This window comes from Micromonospora sp. CNZ309 (genome assembly GCF_002846525.1).
On record NZ_PJNG01000001.1, the window covers coordinates 3,868,475 to 3,884,942 of the forward strand.

Sequence of the window (16,468 nt, forward strand, 5' to 3'; positions counted from 1 at the left end):
TCTTTCCGCACGTCGCGGTGCGGGGGGACGGTGCGGACGGCACCGCCGTACTACCGTGCAGGGCAGTTCCGAGATCGGAGATCCGTTCCATGCGCCTGTCGTACCCTCGCCGCCCCCGCCGCAACCGGCTCCGCCCGGCACTGGCGCTGCTCGCCGCGACCGCGCTCGCGGGCGGCGCCCTCACCGCGTGCTCGGGCGGTGACGGCCCGGAGCGCGAGGTCGACGCGTTCCTCGCCGGCTGGCGCTCGGGCGACCTCCAGGCCGTCGGCTTCGTCGACCCGACCGGCGCCAAGGTGCCGGCGGCCGACGTCGTCCGCGAGCTCAAGGAACTCTCCGGCGAGCTGGCGGCCACGCCGCCCACGCTCACGCGCCGGGGCGAGGCGAAGGTGACCAAGGACGTCGCGACCGCGGTGGTCAAGGTCGACTGGGCCCTCCCGGGCGGGACCCGTTGGGCGTACGAGCGCCCGGTGCGGCTCACCCTCGGCGGCGACGAGTGGCGGGTGATCTGGGAGCCGCAGCTGGTGCAGGAGCAGCTGACCCGGGGCGACCGGCTGGGGCTGCGCCGCGACACCGCCACCCGGGCCGCGGTGCTCGACGCCGCCGGTCAGCCGATCGTGGCACCCCGGCCCGTGGTGCGCGTCGGGCTCCAACCGAGCGAGGTCACCAACGCGGCGAGCCTGGCCCGCAAGCTGGACGCCGCGTTCCGGGCGATCCGGCCCGCGATCACCCCGCCGGTGGACCTCACCGACCTGCCCGAGCGGCTCGCCGACGCGGATCCCGGCGCGTTCGTCGAGGTGGTGACCCTGCGGGAGGAGGCGTACCGGCAGATCAAGGCGCGCATCTACGACCTGCCGGGCACGAAGTTCCGCAGCGACAAGCTCGACCTGGCCCCCACCCGCGAGTTCGCCCGGGCGGTGCTCGGCTCCGTCGACCCGGCGCAGGCCGACGACCTCGCCCGGCACCCCGACCGCTACGAGGCCGGCGACCTCGTCGGCCACGGGGGCCTCCAGGGTCGCCACGACGAGCGGCTCCGTGGCGCGGCGGGGCTGACCGTGATCACGGAGCGTCCCGGCCCGGACGGCACGCTGGTGCCCACCGGCACCGAGGTGTTCCGCAGCGAGCCGAAGCCGGGGCAGCCGGTCAAGACCACTCTCGACGTGCCCACCCAGAACGCGGCCGACGCCGCCCTGCGGGCCGAGAAGCGCCGGGCGGCGCTGGTGGCGGTACGGATCAGCGACGGCGCGGTGCTCGCCGCGGCCAACGGGCCCGGGGCGGCCGGGGAGAACCTGGCCTTCACCGCCCAGGTTCCGCCGGGCTCGACCTTCAAGATGGTCAGCGCGCTCGGCCTGCTCGACCGGGGCGCGGTCACGCCCGACGCGACGGTGGCCTGCCCGAAGACGTTCACGGTCGACGGCCGGCCGTTCAAGAACTCCGACAACTTCGTGCTGGGTCCGGTGCCGTTCCGCACCGACTTCGCCAAGTCCTGCAACACCGCGTTCGCCGCGCTGGCACCGAAGCTCGGCCCCGACGGGCTGGCCGTGACCGGCCGCTCCCTCGGGCTGGAGGGGCAGTGGGACGTCGGCCTCGACGCCTTCACCGGCAAGGTCTCGGCGAACGGCGGCGCGACCGAGCAGGCCGCCGCCGCCATCGGCCAGGGCACGACGCTGGTCAGCCCGCTCGCCATGGCGTCGGCCACCGCGGCGGTCGCCCGGGGCAGCTTCGAGCAGCCCAAGCTGGTGCTCGACCCGGCTCCGGCCCAGCCCGCCGCCCCCGGCCCGCAGCTCAAGCCGGAGTCGGTGCAGGCCGTACGCGCGATGATGCGGGAGGTGGTCACGGCCGGCACCGGCAGCGCGCTGCGGGACGTGCCGGGCGCGCCGGTGCACGGCAAGACGGGCACCGCCGAGTACGACGACAACCCGGCCCACACCCACGCCTGGTTCGTCGGCTGGCAGGGCGACGTCGCGTTCGCGGTCTTCGTGGAGAAGGGCGGCGCCAGCACCGCCACCGCCGTCCCCGCCGCCGAGCGCTTCCTCCGCGCCCTCGGTCGCTGACCAGCCCCACCGGCGCCGCCTGCACCCTCCACCCCCGGCACCCTCGGCACCCTCGGCACCCCGGCACCCCGGCACCCCGGCACCCCGGCACCCGCCGCACACTCGTACCCTTCGCACACCCGGAACCGTCCGCAACCGGAACCGGCGGCGTGGGGCACCCGTCGGCACCGCCGCTTCGCGATTCACGCGGCCACGCCCTGGTCGGCTTCGTCCGTCACGGGTCGGCGACGGCGACATGTAGTTGCGGCTGCCCTCGGCGCCCCGGCCGGCCGCCGCATCGGGAGCCCACCTGCCCTACCGCCACGAAGCGAGCATTGGTGATCAGGACGCCATGGACGTTAAAGCCGCCCGGTAACGTCCATCGCGTCCTGATCACCAACGGGCGGCAGCGTTCCCGCGCAACCGGCGCGACGCTGTCGAGCTGCCCCTACCGACGGGGCAGGGGCCGACGCCGCCGGACGCACGTCCGGCCATCCACTGGTGGAACGTCATGTGTGTCAAAACCTGTCGGTGACACCCATGACGTTCCACCCGTCACCTCGGGCGCCACCAGCCTCCGCGACCGGACTCGGCAGGCTGCACCGGCCCCAGCTCGGTCGGTCTGCCTCGACCGCGCCCGCCTCGACCGTCTCGGGCACGTGCCAATGGCCGCCCCACCGCGGCATGCTCAGCCACGCGCCACCAGCCGCCCCACCGCTACGGTGGCGGGCAGGTGGGCGCATAGATGGGGCAGCTCGACAGTCAGGCGATACCGGCGGCAGATGGCGAGGTGCCGTCCTCGGGCGCGGGTAGCGGGTCGCCCGGGTCGAGGTCCGCGAGCGGTGCCCGGCGCAGCAGGCCCGGGCCTACGGAGGCTGGCGGGCCGACGGGTTCCGGCTCGGCGGGACCGTCGGAGGCGGCAACCGGGGCCACCGGCCCGAGCGGCCGGAGCGGGGCTGGCGGACCGTCCTCGGCACGCTCCTCGGCGCCGCCCGGGTGCCGGTCGTCGCCGTCGCTGCGTGGAACGGGGGCGGAAACGAGCGCCGGGGCGGAGGCCGACGGAGGCATGGTCGGCACCTCGGGACGACCGTTGCTCCGCCGCGTGGAGGGCACGACCGAGCCGGCAGACGCCGGCGACACCGCAGACAGCCCAGCAGGCCCCGCAGACGGTCCGGACGACACCGCAGACAGCCCGGACGAAACGGCAGAGGTAGACGGCACGCCGGGGGCGGCAGACGACGACGGCACGCGCGGCGCGGCGGACGCAGAGGGCGTGGTGGGGGCGGAGGGCCTGCTGGGGGCGGCAGAGCGTGACGGCGCGGACGGGGCGGCGGACGCCGACGGGCCCGGCAGCAGTCGGGGTGGCGACGCCGCCGGCGCGGAGACCGGACGCAGCCCGGCGACCACGGTGTTGACGATCTCGGCCGCGTACGCGCCGTCGGGGTCGTAGTCGGGGTCGAAGACGGTCAGCTCGACGCCGAGGCAGTGCGGGGTGTCGACCAGGCCGGCGAGCAGGATCTCCAGTTCGGCGAAGGCGATCCCGCCCGGATCGGGGGCGTCGACGGCCGGCATCACGGCGGGGTCCAGCACGTCCACGTCGATGTGCACCCAGTAGCCTGCGCAGTCGGCGAGTTGCTCGTGCGCCCACTGCGCCGTACGCGCGGCGCCCTCGGCGCGCAGCGCCGGCACCGGTCGGGTGGTGATCCCGGCGGCCTGGAGGTCCAGGCGGTACTCGTCCTGCGCCCGGATGCCGAGCACCACCACGTCGATGTCCCGGAAGTACGGCCGACGGCCCTCGATGGCGGCCAGGTCGGCCTGCCCCCGCCCGGTGACCAGGGCGAGGTCCTCGCCGGCGGCCGCCCCCACGTAGGAGGCGTTGCCGGGGTGCCGGAAGTCGGAGTGCCCGTCGACGAAGACCAGCCCGATGCGCCCGCCGACCGCCTCGCCGAGCCGGTGCATGGCCAGCGCCGAGCCGAGCAGGATGGAGCAGTCGCCGCCGAGCACCAGCGGGAACTCGCTGCGGTCGATGATGGCGCCGATCCGCTCCGCGAGCGCCACCGAGTAGTCGGCGATCTCCCGGGCGTGGCAGACGCCGTCACCCGGTCGCCAGTCGCCGGGGTCGTAGCGAGGCGCCGTGAGGCAACCGGCGTCGCGGGCGCGCAGCCGGGCGAGCAGCCCCTGGTCGCGCAGCGCGCCCGGGGCCTTACCGCAGCCGGGGACCGAGGTGGACGTGGGTGGGCGCAGGCCGAGGTTGCTGGGCGCGTCGAGGACGGCGATCCGGCGCATCATGGGCTCCCGTCCTCGAGGTGTCGGGCGGGCCGGCCGGAACGCCGGCCCGCGCTGGCGTGCTACAGGTTCAGGGCGCGCTCAGGAACAGGGCGGGCCCGGAACAAGGGTGCTCAGAACAGGGCGCTGGCCAGGGCCCGGCGCGCCGAGGCGACCGCGGGATCCTCCGGCCCGGCGACCGTGAAGAGGCCGACCAGGTGCTGGCGTACCCTCTCCCGCTCGTCGCCGGCGGTGCGGCGGACCAGGCCCACCAGGCGGGCGTACGCCGCCTCGGCCTGACCGCTGAGCACCTCGATGTCGGCGGCCAGGAGCTGGGCCTCGACGTCGTCGGGGTTGGCCTGGGCGGCGGCGATCGCCGCGCCCGGGTCGGCCCCGGCCACCCGGCGGGCGAGCCCGACCTGGGCGAGGCCCGCCTCCGCCGCGGCGTCCGCCGGCGACTCGGCGAGGATCTTGCGGTACGCCCGCTCGGCCGCGTCGAGGTCGCCGCTCATCAGGGCGTCGTCCGCCTCGTCGAGGCGCGGGTCCTCCGGCTCCTCGACGCTCACGCCACCGGCCTTGAGCACCGCCTGGATCCACTGCCGCAGCTGCGCCTCGGGCACCACGCCGGAGAAGGCGTCGATCGGCTGGCCGCCGACGACCGCGTAGACCATCGGGATGCCCTGCACCCGGAACATCTGGGCGATCCGGGGGTTGGCGTCCACGTCGACCTTGGCGAGCACCCAGGCGCCGCCGCCCTCCGCGGCCAGCCGCTCCAGCACGGGACTCAGCTGCTTGCACGGCTCGCACCACTCGGCCCAGAAGTCCACGATCACCGGTGTGGTGAGCGAGCGCTCGAGAACCTCGGACTGGAATGTCGCCTCGCTCACGTCGATGACGGCGACGCCGCCACCGGTGGCGCCGGGGAAGTCGGCGGAGGGGGCGGACTGGGCCGGGGTGGCGGGGCGGGCAGGGGCCGGTGCGGGGGTGCGCAGCGCGCTGAGGTCGACCGCGCCGCGGGTGAAGATCGACGAGGTGATCCGTGGGTCGCTCATGGTTACCTAGTCTCGCACGCGACCCGCCGAACTCAGATCAACCGCGACGGCGACAGTTGCGACTGTCACGGCTGCTCCCGCCCCTGCCCCGCCCTCCCGTCCGGCACTGCGGCGACCATGCGCCCGCGCCCCCGGCACGCGGACTGCGTGGTACCGGCGGGGGCGCGGAGACAGGGGTCGCGGAGTGCGGGTGACGGAGGGGCGGGGCCGGGAACGGGTGGGTCAGAAGCGGGCCGGTTCGCGGTAGACGCCCCACTCGGCGCGCAGGGCGTCGCAGATCTCGCCGAGGGTGGCTTCGGCGCGTACGGCGTCCAGCATGGCCGGGATCATGTTGCCGTCGGTCCGGCCGACGGCGACCATCCGGTCGATCGCGGCCTTGACGGTGGCCTCGTCGCGGCCGGCCTTCCGCTCGGCCAGCACCCGGCGCTGCTCCAGCTCCACCTCGTGCGAGATGCGCAGGATCTCCAGGTCCTTGGCGACCGTGCCGGTGTGGCAGTTGACGCCGACGATCCGCTTGTCGCCCTTCTCCAGCGCCTGCTGGTAGACGAAGGCGGACTCGGCGATGTGGCCGGTGAACCAGCCGTCCTCGATGCCGCGCAGGATGCCGGAGGTCATCGGCCCGATCTGGTGCGGCCCCTCCCCGCCGAGCTGCCGGATCCGGGCGAAGATCTCCTCCGCCTCGGCCTCGATCTTGTCGGTGAGCGCCTCGACGTACCAGGATCCGCCCAGCGGGTCCGCCACGTTGGTCACCCCGGTCTCCTCCATCAGCACCTGCTGCGTACGCAGGGCGATCTCGGCGGACTCGTCGGTGGGTAGCGCCAGGGTCTCGTCGAGGGCGTTGGTGTGCAGCGAGTTGGTGCCGCCGAGCACCGCCGCGAGCGCCTCCACGGCGGTACGCACCACGTTGTTGACCGGCTGCTGGGCGGTCAGCGACACCCCGGCGGTCTGCGTGTGGAACCGCAGCCAGAGGGCCTTCTCGCTGGTCGCGCCGTATACGTCGCGCAGCCAGCGGGCCCAGATCCGGCGGGCGGCCCGGAACTTGGCGATCTCCTCGAAGAAGTCGACGTGCGAGTCGAAGAAGAAGCTCAGGCCGGGCGCGAAGACGTTGACGTCCAGCCCCCGGGACAGGCCCAGCTCGACGTAGCCGAAGCCGTCGGCGAGGGTGTACGCCAGTTCCTGCGCGGCGGTCGAGCCGGCCTCGCGGATGTGGTAGCCGGAGACCGAGAGCGGCTTGTAGCGCGGGATCTCCCGGGCGCAGTACTCCATCAGGTCGCCGATCAGGCGCAGGTGCGGCTCGGGGTCGAAGAGCCACTCCTTCTGCGCGATGTACTCCTTGAAGATGTCCGTCTGCAGGGTGCCGTCCAGCTTGGACAGGTCGGCGCCCTGCCGCTCGGCGGCCACCAGGTACATGCAGAACACCGGCACCGCCGGCCCGGAGATGGTCATCGACGTGGTGACCCCGGCCAGGTCGATGCCGTCGAACAGCGCCTCCATGTCGGCGGCGGTGTCGATGGCGACGCCGCAGTGGCCCACCTCGCCGAGCGCCTGCGGGTCGTCGGAGTCCCGGCCCATCAGCGTGGGCATGTCGAAGGCGACGGAGAGGCCGCCGCCGCCGGCGCCCAGGATCATCTTGTAGCGCTCGTTGGTCTGCTGGGCGTTGCCGAACCCGGCGAACTGCCGGATCGTCCAGGTCCGCCCGCGGTAGCCGGTCGGGTGCAGGCCCCGGGTGTACGGGTACTCGCCCGGCCAGCCGATCCGCTCGAAGCCCGGGTAGGCGACACCCTCCGGCGGCCCGTAGACCGGGTCGACGGGCATCCCGGAGAGGGTGGTGAAGTCGGCGTCCCGCTTGCGCGCGGCGTCGTAGCGGGCCTGCCAGCGTGCCCGTCCGGCGGCGATCTCGTCGGCGTTCATCCGCGGGGCTCCTCCTCGAGTCCTCGACTGCACTGCGAGTGTAGAGCCCCGACCTGAACGATCGCTAAGTAACCTCGTACCGGCAGGTAACCTGGGCCGCCCGACGCCTCACGCGACGGGTGCCGCGGGACCGCCCAGGGCCACGTCGTCGACCCTGATGTTGATCTCGTCGACCCGCAGCCCGTACGCCTCGACCGCCCCGGCGACCTGCGCCCGGACGTCGGCGGTCACCTGCGGCACCGCGCGGTCGGCCTCGATCACGATGACCAGGTTGACCACCGCCGCGCCGTTGGTGACGTGGGCCGAGCAGCCGCGGCGGGCGTCGCCGACCTGGTCGAGCCCGACCTTGTCCAGCACGGCGTTGAAGAACCGGGCCACGTCCCCGCCCAGCTCGACCACGCCGGGCACGGACCGCGCGGCGGCCACGGCGATCTTCTCCACCACCTCGTCGGACACGTGCGTGCTGCCGCCCGCCACCGCACCCGGTGCCACCGGCAGCTCCTGCGTCGCCTCGTCAGCCATGATCTCCCCATACGTCGCACCGCACCGCCCCGCGCCGTCGGGGCGAGGCGGTGCGAGCGTACTAGGCGGACGCCGTCCGCAGCGGACGCGCGATCGGCTCAGGAGGCGATCTGGGCGAGCAGTTCGTCGGCCGCCGCGTACGGGTCGAGGGAGCCCTCGGCCACCTTCGCGGCGAGCGCCGGCAGCTCCGTACCGTCGCGCAGGGAACCGATCCGGGCGCGGAGCGCGCCCAGCGCGATCGCCTCGATCTCGGCGGCGGCCCGCGCCTCCTGGCGGCGGCGCAGCTCGCCGTGCTCGACCAGCCAGCCACGGTGCTTGTCGATGGCGGCGGCGATGTCGTCGATCCCTTCGCCCCGGGAGGCGATCGCGCGCACCACCTGCGGCCGCCAGTCGCCCGGGCCGCGCTCGCCCAGGGCGATCATGCCCTGGATGTCGCGGTAGGTGGCGTCGACGCCGTCCCGGTCGGCCTTGTTGACCACGAAGACGTCGGCGATCTCCAGGATGCCGGCCTTGACCGCCTGGATCGCGTCGCCCATGCCCGGGGCGAGCAACACCAGCGTGGTGTCGGCCAGCGAGGCGACCTCCACCTCGGCCTGCCCGACGCCCACCGTCTCCACCAGCACGACGTCGCAGCCGGCGCCCTCCAGCACCCGCACCGCCTGCGGCGTCGCGGCCGACAGCCCGCCGAGGTGGCCCCGGCTCGACATCGACCGGATGTAGACGCCCGGGTCGGTGGCGTGGTCCTGCATGCGGACCCGGTCGCCGAGGATCGCCCCGCCCGTGAACGGGCTGGACGGGTCGATGGCCAGCACGCCCACCCGGTGGCCGCGGGCACGCAGCGCCCGGACCAGCTCGTTGGTGGTGGTCGACTTGCCCACCCCGGGCGAGCCGGTCAGCCCGACCACCTGGGCCTGACCGGCGTACGGGGCGAGCGCCGCCGCGATGCGCGGCAGCGTCTCGTCGCCCGACTCGACCAGGGTGATCAGCCGGGCCACCGCGCGGGGATCCCCCGCGCGGGCCCGCTCGACCAGCATCGGCACATCCCGGCTGCGGCGCACCGGGGGTGCGCCCGCCGTCGGGACGTCGTCGACGATCTCGCTCACTGTGCTGCCTCTACGGGGTCGGCCGGACCGCGGTCAGTGACCGCTCTCGCCGGGGGCCGGGACGTGGATGATCAGGGCGTCGCCCTGGCCGCCGCCGCCGCAGAGCGCCGCCGCGCCCGTGCCGCCGCCCCGGCGCTTGAGCTCCAGGGCGAGGGTGAGCACCAGCCGGGCGCCGGACATGCCGATCGGGTGGCCCAGCGCGATCGCCCCGCCGTTGACGTTGACCTTGTCCGGGCTGACCCCGAGGTCACGGGTGGACTGGATGCCGACCTGGGCGAACGCCTCGTTGATCTCGATCAGGTCCAGGTCCTCGATGCCGAGCCCGCCCTTCTTGAGCGCGTGCTGGATCGCGTTGGACGGCTGCGAGTGCAGGGAGTTGTCCGGGCCCGCGACGTTGCCGTGCGCGCCGATCTCGGCCAGCCAGGTCAGCCCCAGCTCCTTGGCCTTGGCCTTGCTCATGACGACCACGGCGGCGGCGCCGTCGGAGATCGGCGAGGAACTGCCGGCGGTGATCGTGCCGTCCTTGGCGAACGCCGGGCGCAGCTTCGCCAGCGACTCGGCGGTGGTGTCCGGGCGGATCCCCTCGTCCTCGCTGATCACCAGCGGGTCGCCCTTGCGCTGCGGGATGACGACCGGGGCGATCTCCTCGGAGAAGTGGCCGTTCTTCTGCGCGGCGGCGGCCCGCTGGTGGCTGGTCGCGGCGAACGCGTCCTGCTCCTCGCGGGTGATGCCGTGCCGGGCGTTGTGCCGCTCGGTGGACTCCCCCATGGCGCAGCTGTCCCAGGCGTCGGTGAGCCCGTCGAGCGCCATGTGGTCCTTGACCACCACGTCGCCGTACTTGTAGCCGCCCCGCTGGCCCAGCAGCAGGTGCGGGGCGTTGGTCATGGACTCCATGCCGCCGGCGACGACGATGTCGAACTCGCCGGCGCGGATCAGCTGGTCGGCCAGGGCGATCGCGTCCAGGCCGGAGAGGCAGACCTTGTTGACGGTCAGCGCCGGCACGGACATCGGGATGCCGGCCTCGACCGCCGCCTGGCGGGCCGGGATCTGCCCGGCGCCGGCCTGGAGCACCTGCCCCATGATCACGTACTGGACCTGCTCGGGGGCGACGCCGGCCCGCTCGAGCGCCGCCTTGATCGCGACGCCACCGAGCCGGGTCGCCGGGAGGTCCTTGAGGTTGCCCAGCAGGCGCCCCATCGGGGTCCGCGCGCCGCTGACGATCACCGAAGCCATGCCTGCCTCCGAGGGGTGCCGACCTGTACGCCTTAACGATTGTTCGGTCAGACTAGCGTCATGGCTGAGAACTCCCCCGTCGAGACCGCTGCCGACTATGTCACAGACATCGGCCTGCGCCGCATCGACCACGTCGGGGTCGCCGTCGCCGACCTGGACGCCGCGATCGACTTCTACCAGCGCACCTTCGGGATGCGCTGCGTGCACACCGAGGTGAACGCCGAGCAGGGCGTACGCGAGGCGATGCTGGCCGTGGGCCCGGACGCCGAGGGCGGCTGCGTGCAACTGCTCGCCCCGCTGAGCCCGGAATCGACCATCGCCAAGTTCCTCGACAAGAAGGGCCCGGGTGTCCAGCAGGTGGCGTACACCGTGGCGGACATCGACGTCGCCTGCGCGAAGCTGCGCGAGCGGGGCGTGAAGCTGCTCTACGACACCCCGAAGCGCGGCACCGCCAACTCGCGCGTCAACTTCGTCCACCCGAAGGACGCCGGCGGGGTGCTGGTCGAACTCGTCGAGCCCGCCGCCGGGCACTGACCCCACCGCCGGCCCCCGTCACCTGGGCGGGGGCCGGCGCCCACCGCCCCGCCGAGCGCGCCGCTGCGTGGTTCCACCACCGCCCGGACACCTCCGCTCATCGGCCAATGCAGTTTTTCACACAGGACTTCCGGCCCTAGCTACTGTTCAGTAACGTCCCGGCCCACAGGAGCGCGGCCGGTGCCGGTTGTGTCGGACACCGACATGGCGGTCGGCCGCACCGGCGCCGACGATGGCAGCACCCAGGCCCGCGTGGGCGGGGTGCGGACGAACGGGAGGTCGACGTGCAGGACATCCTTGAAGCGATCATGGCGGCGGAGGGATCCGACCGACCCGCACGGGAACTCGCCCGGATCGCCGGCCTGCCGGTACCCGAGACGTACCGCGGCGTGGTGGTGCGCGCCGACGAGACCCGGATGTTCGACGGCCTGGCCACCCGGGACAAGGACCCGCGCAAGGCGCTGCACGTGCAGGAGGTGCCGACGCCGGAGCTGGGGCCGGGCGAGGCGCTGGTCGCGGTGATGGCCAGCGCGATCAACTACAACACGGTCTGGACCAGCATCTTCGAGCCGCTGCCGACCTTCAAGTTCCTCCAGCGCTACGGCCGGCTCTCCGAGCTGACCCGCCGGCACGACCTGCCGTACCACGTGGTGGGCTCCGACGCCGCCGGCGTGGTGCTGCGCACCGGGCCCGGGGTGACGAAGTGGAAGGCCGGCGACGAGGTCGTCGCGCACTGCCTCTCCGTGGAGCTGGAGGACGCGGCCGGGCACGACGACACCATGCTGGATCCGCAGCAGCGGATCTGGGGCTTCGAGACCAACTTCGGCGGCCTGGCCGAGCTGTGCGTGGTCAAGGCCAACCAGCTGATGCCCAAGCCGCGCCACCTGAGCTGGGAGGAGGCGGCCAGCCCCGGGCTGGTCAACTCGACGGCGTACCGGCAGCTGGTGTCGCACCACGGGGCGAACATGAAGCAGGGCGACGTGGTGCTGATCTGGGGCGCCTCCGGCGGCCTGGGCGGCTACGCCACCCAGATGGCGCTCAACGGCGGCGCGATCCCGGTCTGCGTGGTCTCCTCGCCGGAGAAGGCGGAGCTGTGCCGGAAGATGGGCGCCGAGCTGGTGATCGACCGCACCGCCGAGGGCTTCCGCTTCTGGAAGGACGAGCAGACCCAGGACCAGGACGAGTGGCGCCGCTTCGGCGAGCGCATCCGCGAGCTGACCGGCGGCGAGGACCCGGACATCGTCTTCGAGCACCCCGGCCGGGAGACCTTCGGCGCCAGCGTCTACGTGGCCAAGAAGGGCGGCACCATCGTCACCTGCGCCTCCACCAGCGGCTTCCTGCACCAGTACGACAACCGCTACCTCTGGATGCACCTGAAGCGCATCATCGGCAGCCACTTCGCCAACTACCGCGAGGCGTGGGAGGCCAACCGGCTGGTGGCGTTGGGCAAGGTCCACCCCACCGTGTCGAAGACCTACGCGCTGGAGCAGACCGGCCAGGCCGCGTACGAGGTGCACCGCAACGCGCACCAGGGCAAGGTCGGCGTCCGCTGCCTCGCCCCGTCGGACGGCCTCGGCGTACGCGACCGCGAGCTCCGCTCCCGGCACGAGGACGCGATCAACCGGTTCCGGGGCCACTGACCCCGCGGATGAGGCGGGGCCGACCATTGCGGTGAACGGCGATTGCCTTTCCGCCGGGTGTCGGACACTCATTCGAGTGATGCCGACCATGGCGCGACAAAGGGCCGCGGGGTACTCCCGCGGCCCTTTTCCATGTCACGCTCCGTGCCCTCTCCCCTGTCACGCTCCGTGGCGTCCGACCCGCCCGGGACCTGCCAAGATCGGCGATCTGTCCCGCCGTGGACGGAGCTGTAGTTGACCATGTAAAGAGGACACGAAAGCTCGGGACCGCTCTTGCGAAGCACCCTGGGGGGTCTGCGAGTATGTCCCAATGCCCCAGCAGTCCTCCCCTCTTGCGTTCTTCGATAACGCGAACTCGCAGCCCGATTTCACCGTTGGCCTGCGCGGCTACAACACCCATCAGGTCGATGACTTCATCGGCCGGATGACGGCCGCGCTGACCCAGTCCGAGCAGGCCCGCGCCGAGGCCGAGCAGCGGATGAACGACGCCCAGCGCCGCCTGCGCCAGGCCGAGCAGCGCATGAGCGCGCTGGAGCAGAAGCTCGCCGACACCAACAAGCAGCTCGAGGAGAACAGCCGGCCCACCCTCTCGGGCCTCGGCACCCGCGTCGAGCAGATCCTCCGGCTGGCCGAGGAGCAGGCCAACGACCACCGCAACGAGGCCAAGCGGGAGTCGGAGGGCATCCTCTCCGCCGCCCGCCTCGAGGCGCGCGAGATCACCGACAAGGCGCGCGCCGAGGCGGCGGCCATGAAGGCCAACGCCGAGCGGGAGGCCGGCAGCGTCCGCACCGCCGCCGAGCGTGAGGCCGCCGAGGTGCGCGTCCAGGCCCGTCGCGAGGCCGACACGCTGCGCGCCGACGCCGACCGGGAGACCAAGCAGCTGCGCACGGTGACCGCCCACGAGGTCGCCGAGCTGAAGTCCACCGTCGAGCGTGAGGTCGCCACCCTGCGGGCCACCGCCGAGCGGGAGATCACCCAGCAGCGGGCGAAGGCCGCGCGCGAGGCCGAGGAGAAGCGCGCCGAGGCGACCAAGCTGCTCACCGACGCCCGCGACAAGCGCGACAAGGACCTCCAGGCCCTGGAACTCCAGCTCGCCGAGCGCCGGGAGAAGGCCGAGCGCGAGGAGTCCGAGCGGCACGCCGCGCAGGTCGCCCAGACCCAGAAGCTGGTCAGCGAGGCCGAGCAGCGCGCCCACGCCGCACAGGAGCGGGCCAAGGAGATCGAGCAGCGCGCCGAGGCCCGCCGGGTCGAGTCCGAGCGCACCGCCAACGAGACGGTCGACAAGGCCAAGGCACTGGCCGACAAGACGCTCACCGAGGCGAAGGCCGAGGCGAAGCGCCTGCTCACCGAGGCGCGCACCGAGGCCGAGCTGACCACCCAGGCGGCCCGCCGCGAGGTCGAGGACCTCACCCGGCAGAAGGACGCCGTCACCTCGCAGCTCGGCCAGATGCTCTCCGGTCTCGCCGGCATCGTGCCGGGCGTGCCCGCCACGCCGCCCGCCGCGCAACCCAAGCCGGAGGCGAAGAAGGCCGACAGCACCGACGAGCGGGTGACCGCGGAGACGTCCAACTGACCCAGACCGACCACCCGACCGGGGCATGATCGACGGCGCGGGGTGACACCGGGTGACCGGTGCGCCCCGCGCCGTACGCTTTTTCGCGCCAGACGAATTGCCCGGGCGTGTCGGCAGTGAAGTAGGTCCTATCCGGGGCGTCCGTATCGCCCCAGCCGGAGTGGAGGCGTGTGAGGATGGGGGCATGTCGCACGGCGAGGAACTGTTCGCTCTCGGCGGGGACGTGACCACGGAGCCCAGCTTCGAGTCCGCTCTGCGGGGGTACGAGAAACGACAGGTCGACCGGTACGTCGCTCGCGCGGAGCACGAGATCGCGGCCCTGGCGGCCGAGCGGGAACAGGCCTACACACAGATCCACAAGCTGGCCGGCCAGGTCGAGGTGCTCCAACGCGACCTCGCCCAGGCGCGCAAGTCGTCCGGGGCGTTGGAGAACGTCTCCTACCGGCACCTGGGCCCGCGGGTCGAGCAGATCCTCACCATCGCCGAGGAGCAGGCCGACGCGATCCTGGCCGCCGCCAACGAGGAGATCGAAGCTCGCCGGGCCGCCGCCGAGCACATCGTGGACGAGGCCCGCGAGCAGGCCGCCACCGCCCTCAAGGACTTCGAGATCGCGCTGGCCGCCCGCCGGACGGAGGAGGAGCGGCACGGCGCCGCCCGCAGGGCCGAGGCGGACGCCGCGGTCAGGGCGGCCAAGGAGGAGGCCGCCCGGCTGCGCAAGGCCGCCCAGGACGCGCTGGCCAAGGCCCAGCAGGAGGCCACCCATCTGCGGGACGCGGCGAAGGAGATCCACCAGCGGGCCCAGCAGGAGGCGACCAAGCTGCGCGAGGCGGCCAAGGAGGTGCACGCCAAGGCCCAGCAGGAGGCCACCCAGCTGCGCGAGGCCGCCAAGGAGGTGCACGCCAAGGCGCAGCAGGAGGCCAAGCGCCTGGTCGACCAGGCCACCGAGGCCGGCCGGGCCACCCACGCCAAGGCGCAGCGCGACGCCAAGCAGACCATCGACGACGCCGCCGACGCCGGGCGGGCCACCCGGGAGAAGGCCCGCCAGGAGGCGGAGCGGCTCACCACGCAGGCGGCCGAGACCGCCAAGCGCAACCGCGCCGAGACCGAGGCGTACGTGCAGCGGATGCGCACCGAGACCGAGGCGTACGTGCAGCAGGCCCGGGCCCAGACGCAGCAGGAGCTGGGCGCCTGGCGGGCCGGGGTGGAGCAGGAGGTCAACAACCGGCGCGAGGCCGCGGACCGCGAGCTGACCCAGCGCCGCGCGACGGCCGAGCAGGAGTTCACCGCGCGCCGTGACGAGTTGGAGAAGCAGTACAAGACCCGCCTCGCCGAGCTGGACAGGCAGCACACGAGCCGGCACGACGAGCTGGAGTCGGAGTTCGAGGCGCGCCGCACCGCCCTGGAGACGGAGTACACCGCCCGCCGGAACGAGATCGAGCAGGGTGCCGCCGCCGTCCGCCAGGCCGCCGAGCAGGACGCCCTGACGATGCGCCAGCGGGCCGAGGAGGAGGCCGCGACGCTGCTCGGCCGGGCCGAGTCGGAGGCGGCCGAGAAGCGCCGCAGGGCCGACGAGCACGTAGCGACGTCGCGCCGGCAGTTCGAGGAGTACGCGGCCACGACCCAGCAGCACCTGGCCACCACCCAGCAGCATCTCGCCGCCACCCAGCAGGAGGCCGCCGCGAGCCGCCAGCAGCTCGCCCAGGTGATGCTGGAGATCGCCCAGGCCCAGCAGGAGCTGGCCGACCTGCGGCAGGAGACCTGGAAGTCCCGGCAGGAGTCCGACGAGCTCCAGCGCCAGGTGGCGGAGCTGCGGTTGGGCGTACTCGGCGCGGCCGACCGGCCGGGCGGAGCGGACGGCGCCGCCGCCCCGGTCGTGGCGGGCGGCAAGCCTGCGCCGGCCACGGCGAACGGCGGCAAGCCCCGTCCCGACGCGGCCAAGGCCTCGGCGGAGGCGGTCCCGGCCGGCGGGGACACCGCCGACAAGGCCACGGTCGGTGCGGGTGCTGTCCCGGTCGGCGCGGACAAGACCAAGGCGGGCGCGGACAAGGTCCCGGTCGGGGCGGACAAGACCCCGGCTGACACGGACAAGACCCCGGCCGGCGCGGACAAGGCTCCGGCCGGTGCGGGCACGACGGACCAGGCCCCGGTCGGTGCGGGCGCCGGGACGACGGGCGCCGCGGGAGGCGCGTCCTCCTCGGGTGAGAAGCCCGCTGCCGGCAAGGTGGAGCCCGAGGATGCCGGACAGCCGGCCAAGGGCCGGATCGAGCCGGCGGACACCGGGCAGCCGACCAACGGCAAGGTCGCCACCGTGACCACCGTCGACGGGGGCACGGCCAGTGCCGGCGTGGACGGAGAGCCGACCGTGGCGGCGGTACCCGGCGAGGGCGGCCGGGGCGCGACCCCGACGAAGATCACCAGCACGGGTGAGAACGGCAAGCGCCCGGCCAAGCCGACCACCGACGAGCGCAGCGCCAAGCCGAGCAAGGTGGTCGTCGACAAGGACTGACCCCTGGGCACGGCACCGCCCGGCGACCTGGGTCGCCGGGCGGATCTTGGTAAGAAACGCCCGGAGGGACCCGTTCCTACCAAGGTCTCAAGACCCGGG

General features: G+C 73.6%; 10 protein-coding genes and 1 pseudogene. 5 read left to right on the plus strand and 6 right to left on the minus strand.

Going from position 1 to position 16,468, the window contains the following annotated elements:
* The first annotated feature begins 89 nt into the window (after positions 1-89).
* A complete protein-coding gene (locus CLT72_RS15910; RefSeq protein ID WP_101412521.1) occupies positions 90-2,051 on the plus strand; it encodes a penicillin-binding transpeptidase domain-containing protein in 1,962 nt (653 codons plus the stop codon).
* 1,104 nt (positions 2,052-3,155) lie between these two features.
* Here CLT72_RS15910 and CLT72_RS15915 read toward each other — a convergent pair.
* The 6 genes and pseudogenes from CLT72_RS15915 to CLT72_RS15940 all read right to left on the minus strand — a co-directional run.
* Positions 3,156-4,319 (minus strand): annotated as a pseudogene (locus CLT72_RS15915) (arginase family protein); the annotation flags it as partial.
* Between the two features lie 110 nt (positions 4,320-4,429).
* The gene (locus CLT72_RS15920) at positions 4,430-5,347 is read right to left on the minus strand and encodes a tetratricopeptide repeat protein (RefSeq protein ID WP_101412522.1); all 918 of its coding nucleotides are present in this window, start codon (positions 5,345-5,347) and stop codon (positions 4,430-4,432) included.
* 222 nt (positions 5,348-5,569) lie between these two features.
* The gene (gene icmA, locus CLT72_RS15925) at positions 5,570-7,258 is read right to left on the minus strand and encodes a coenzyme B12-dependent isobutyryl-CoA mutase large subunit (RefSeq protein ID WP_101412523.1); all 1,689 of its coding nucleotides are present in this window, start codon (positions 7,256-7,258) and stop codon (positions 5,570-5,572) included.
* A gap of 108 nt (positions 7,259-7,366) precedes the next feature.
* Positions 7,367-7,780 (minus strand): Asp23/Gls24 family envelope stress response protein, encoded by a 414-nt coding sequence (locus tag CLT72_RS15930; protein WP_101412524.1) that lies wholly within the window; start codon positions 7,778-7,780, stop codon positions 7,367-7,369.
* A 98-nt stretch (positions 7,781-7,878) separates the two neighbouring features.
* Entirely contained in the window at positions 7,879-8,814 is a 936-nt protein-coding gene (gene meaB / locus CLT72_RS15935) for a methylmalonyl Co-A mutase-associated GTPase MeaB (protein WP_284039335.1), read from the minus strand.
* A gap of 102 nt (positions 8,815-8,916) precedes the next feature.
* On the minus strand, positions 8,917-10,116 hold the full coding sequence (locus CLT72_RS15940; RefSeq protein ID WP_088998691.1) for an acetyl-CoA C-acetyltransferase: 1,200 nt from the start codon (positions 10,114-10,116) through the stop codon (positions 8,917-8,919).
* A 60-nt stretch (positions 10,117-10,176) separates the two neighbouring features.
* Here CLT72_RS15940 and mce point away from each other — a divergent pair, with 60 nt between their 5' ends.
* The 4 genes from mce to CLT72_RS15960 all read left to right on the plus strand — a co-directional run bounded on the left by mce (position 10,177) and on the right by CLT72_RS15960 (position 16,369).
* On the plus strand, positions 10,177-10,650 hold the full coding sequence (gene mce / locus CLT72_RS15945; protein ID WP_088998690.1) for a methylmalonyl-CoA epimerase: 474 nt from the start codon (positions 10,177-10,179) through the stop codon (positions 10,648-10,650).
* Between the two features lie 284 nt (positions 10,651-10,934).
* Complete coding sequence (ccrA, locus tag CLT72_RS15950; protein WP_101412526.1) at positions 10,935-12,290, plus strand: crotonyl-CoA carboxylase/reductase; 1,356 nt, start codon at positions 10,935-10,937, stop codon at positions 12,288-12,290.
* Positions 12,291-12,600: 310 nt separating this feature from the next.
* Positions 12,601-13,863 (plus strand): coiled-coil domain-containing protein, encoded by a 1,263-nt coding sequence (locus CLT72_RS15955; RefSeq protein WP_101412527.1) that lies wholly within the window; start codon positions 12,601-12,603, stop codon positions 13,861-13,863.
* A gap of 184 nt (positions 13,864-14,047) precedes the next feature.
* Positions 14,048-16,369 (plus strand): hypothetical protein, encoded by a 2,322-nt coding sequence (locus tag CLT72_RS15960; RefSeq protein ID WP_101412528.1) that lies wholly within the window; start codon positions 14,048-14,050, stop codon positions 16,367-16,369.
* Positions 16,370-16,468 lie beyond the last annotated feature (99 nt).

Bases quoted from the DNA above. Each gene is read 5' to 3' on its own strand.
- CLT72_RS15910 (WP_101412521.1), top strand. From the start codon at position 90: ATGCGCCTGTCGTACCCTCGCCGCCCCCGCCGCAACCGGCTCCGCCCG.
- CLT72_RS15920 (WP_101412522.1), bottom strand. From the start codon at position 5,347: ATGAGCGACCCACGGATCACCTCGTCGATCTTCACCCGCGGCGCGGTC.
- icmA (WP_101412523.1), bottom strand. From the start codon at position 7,258: ATGAACGCCGACGAGATCGCCGCCGGACGGGCACGCTGGCAGGCCCGC.
- CLT72_RS15930 (WP_101412524.1), bottom strand. From the start codon at position 7,780: ATGGCTGACGAGGCGACGCAGGAGCTGCCGGTGGCACCGGGTGCGGTG.
- meaB (WP_284039335.1), bottom strand. From the start codon at position 8,814: ATGCTGGTCGAGCGGGCCCGCGCGGGGGATCCCCGCGCGGTGGCCCGG.
- CLT72_RS15940 (WP_088998691.1), bottom strand. From the start codon at position 10,116: ATGGCTTCGGTGATCGTCAGCGGCGCGCGGACCCCGATGGGGCGCCTG.
- mce (WP_088998690.1), top strand. From the start codon at position 10,177: ATGGCTGAGAACTCCCCCGTCGAGACCGCTGCCGACTATGTCACAGAC.
- CLT72_RS15955 (WP_101412527.1), top strand. From the start codon at position 12,601: ATGCCCCAGCAGTCCTCCCCTCTTGCGTTCTTCGATAACGCGAACTCG.
- CLT72_RS15960 (WP_101412528.1), top strand. From the start codon at position 14,048: ATGTCGCACGGCGAGGAACTGTTCGCTCTCGGCGGGGACGTGACCACG.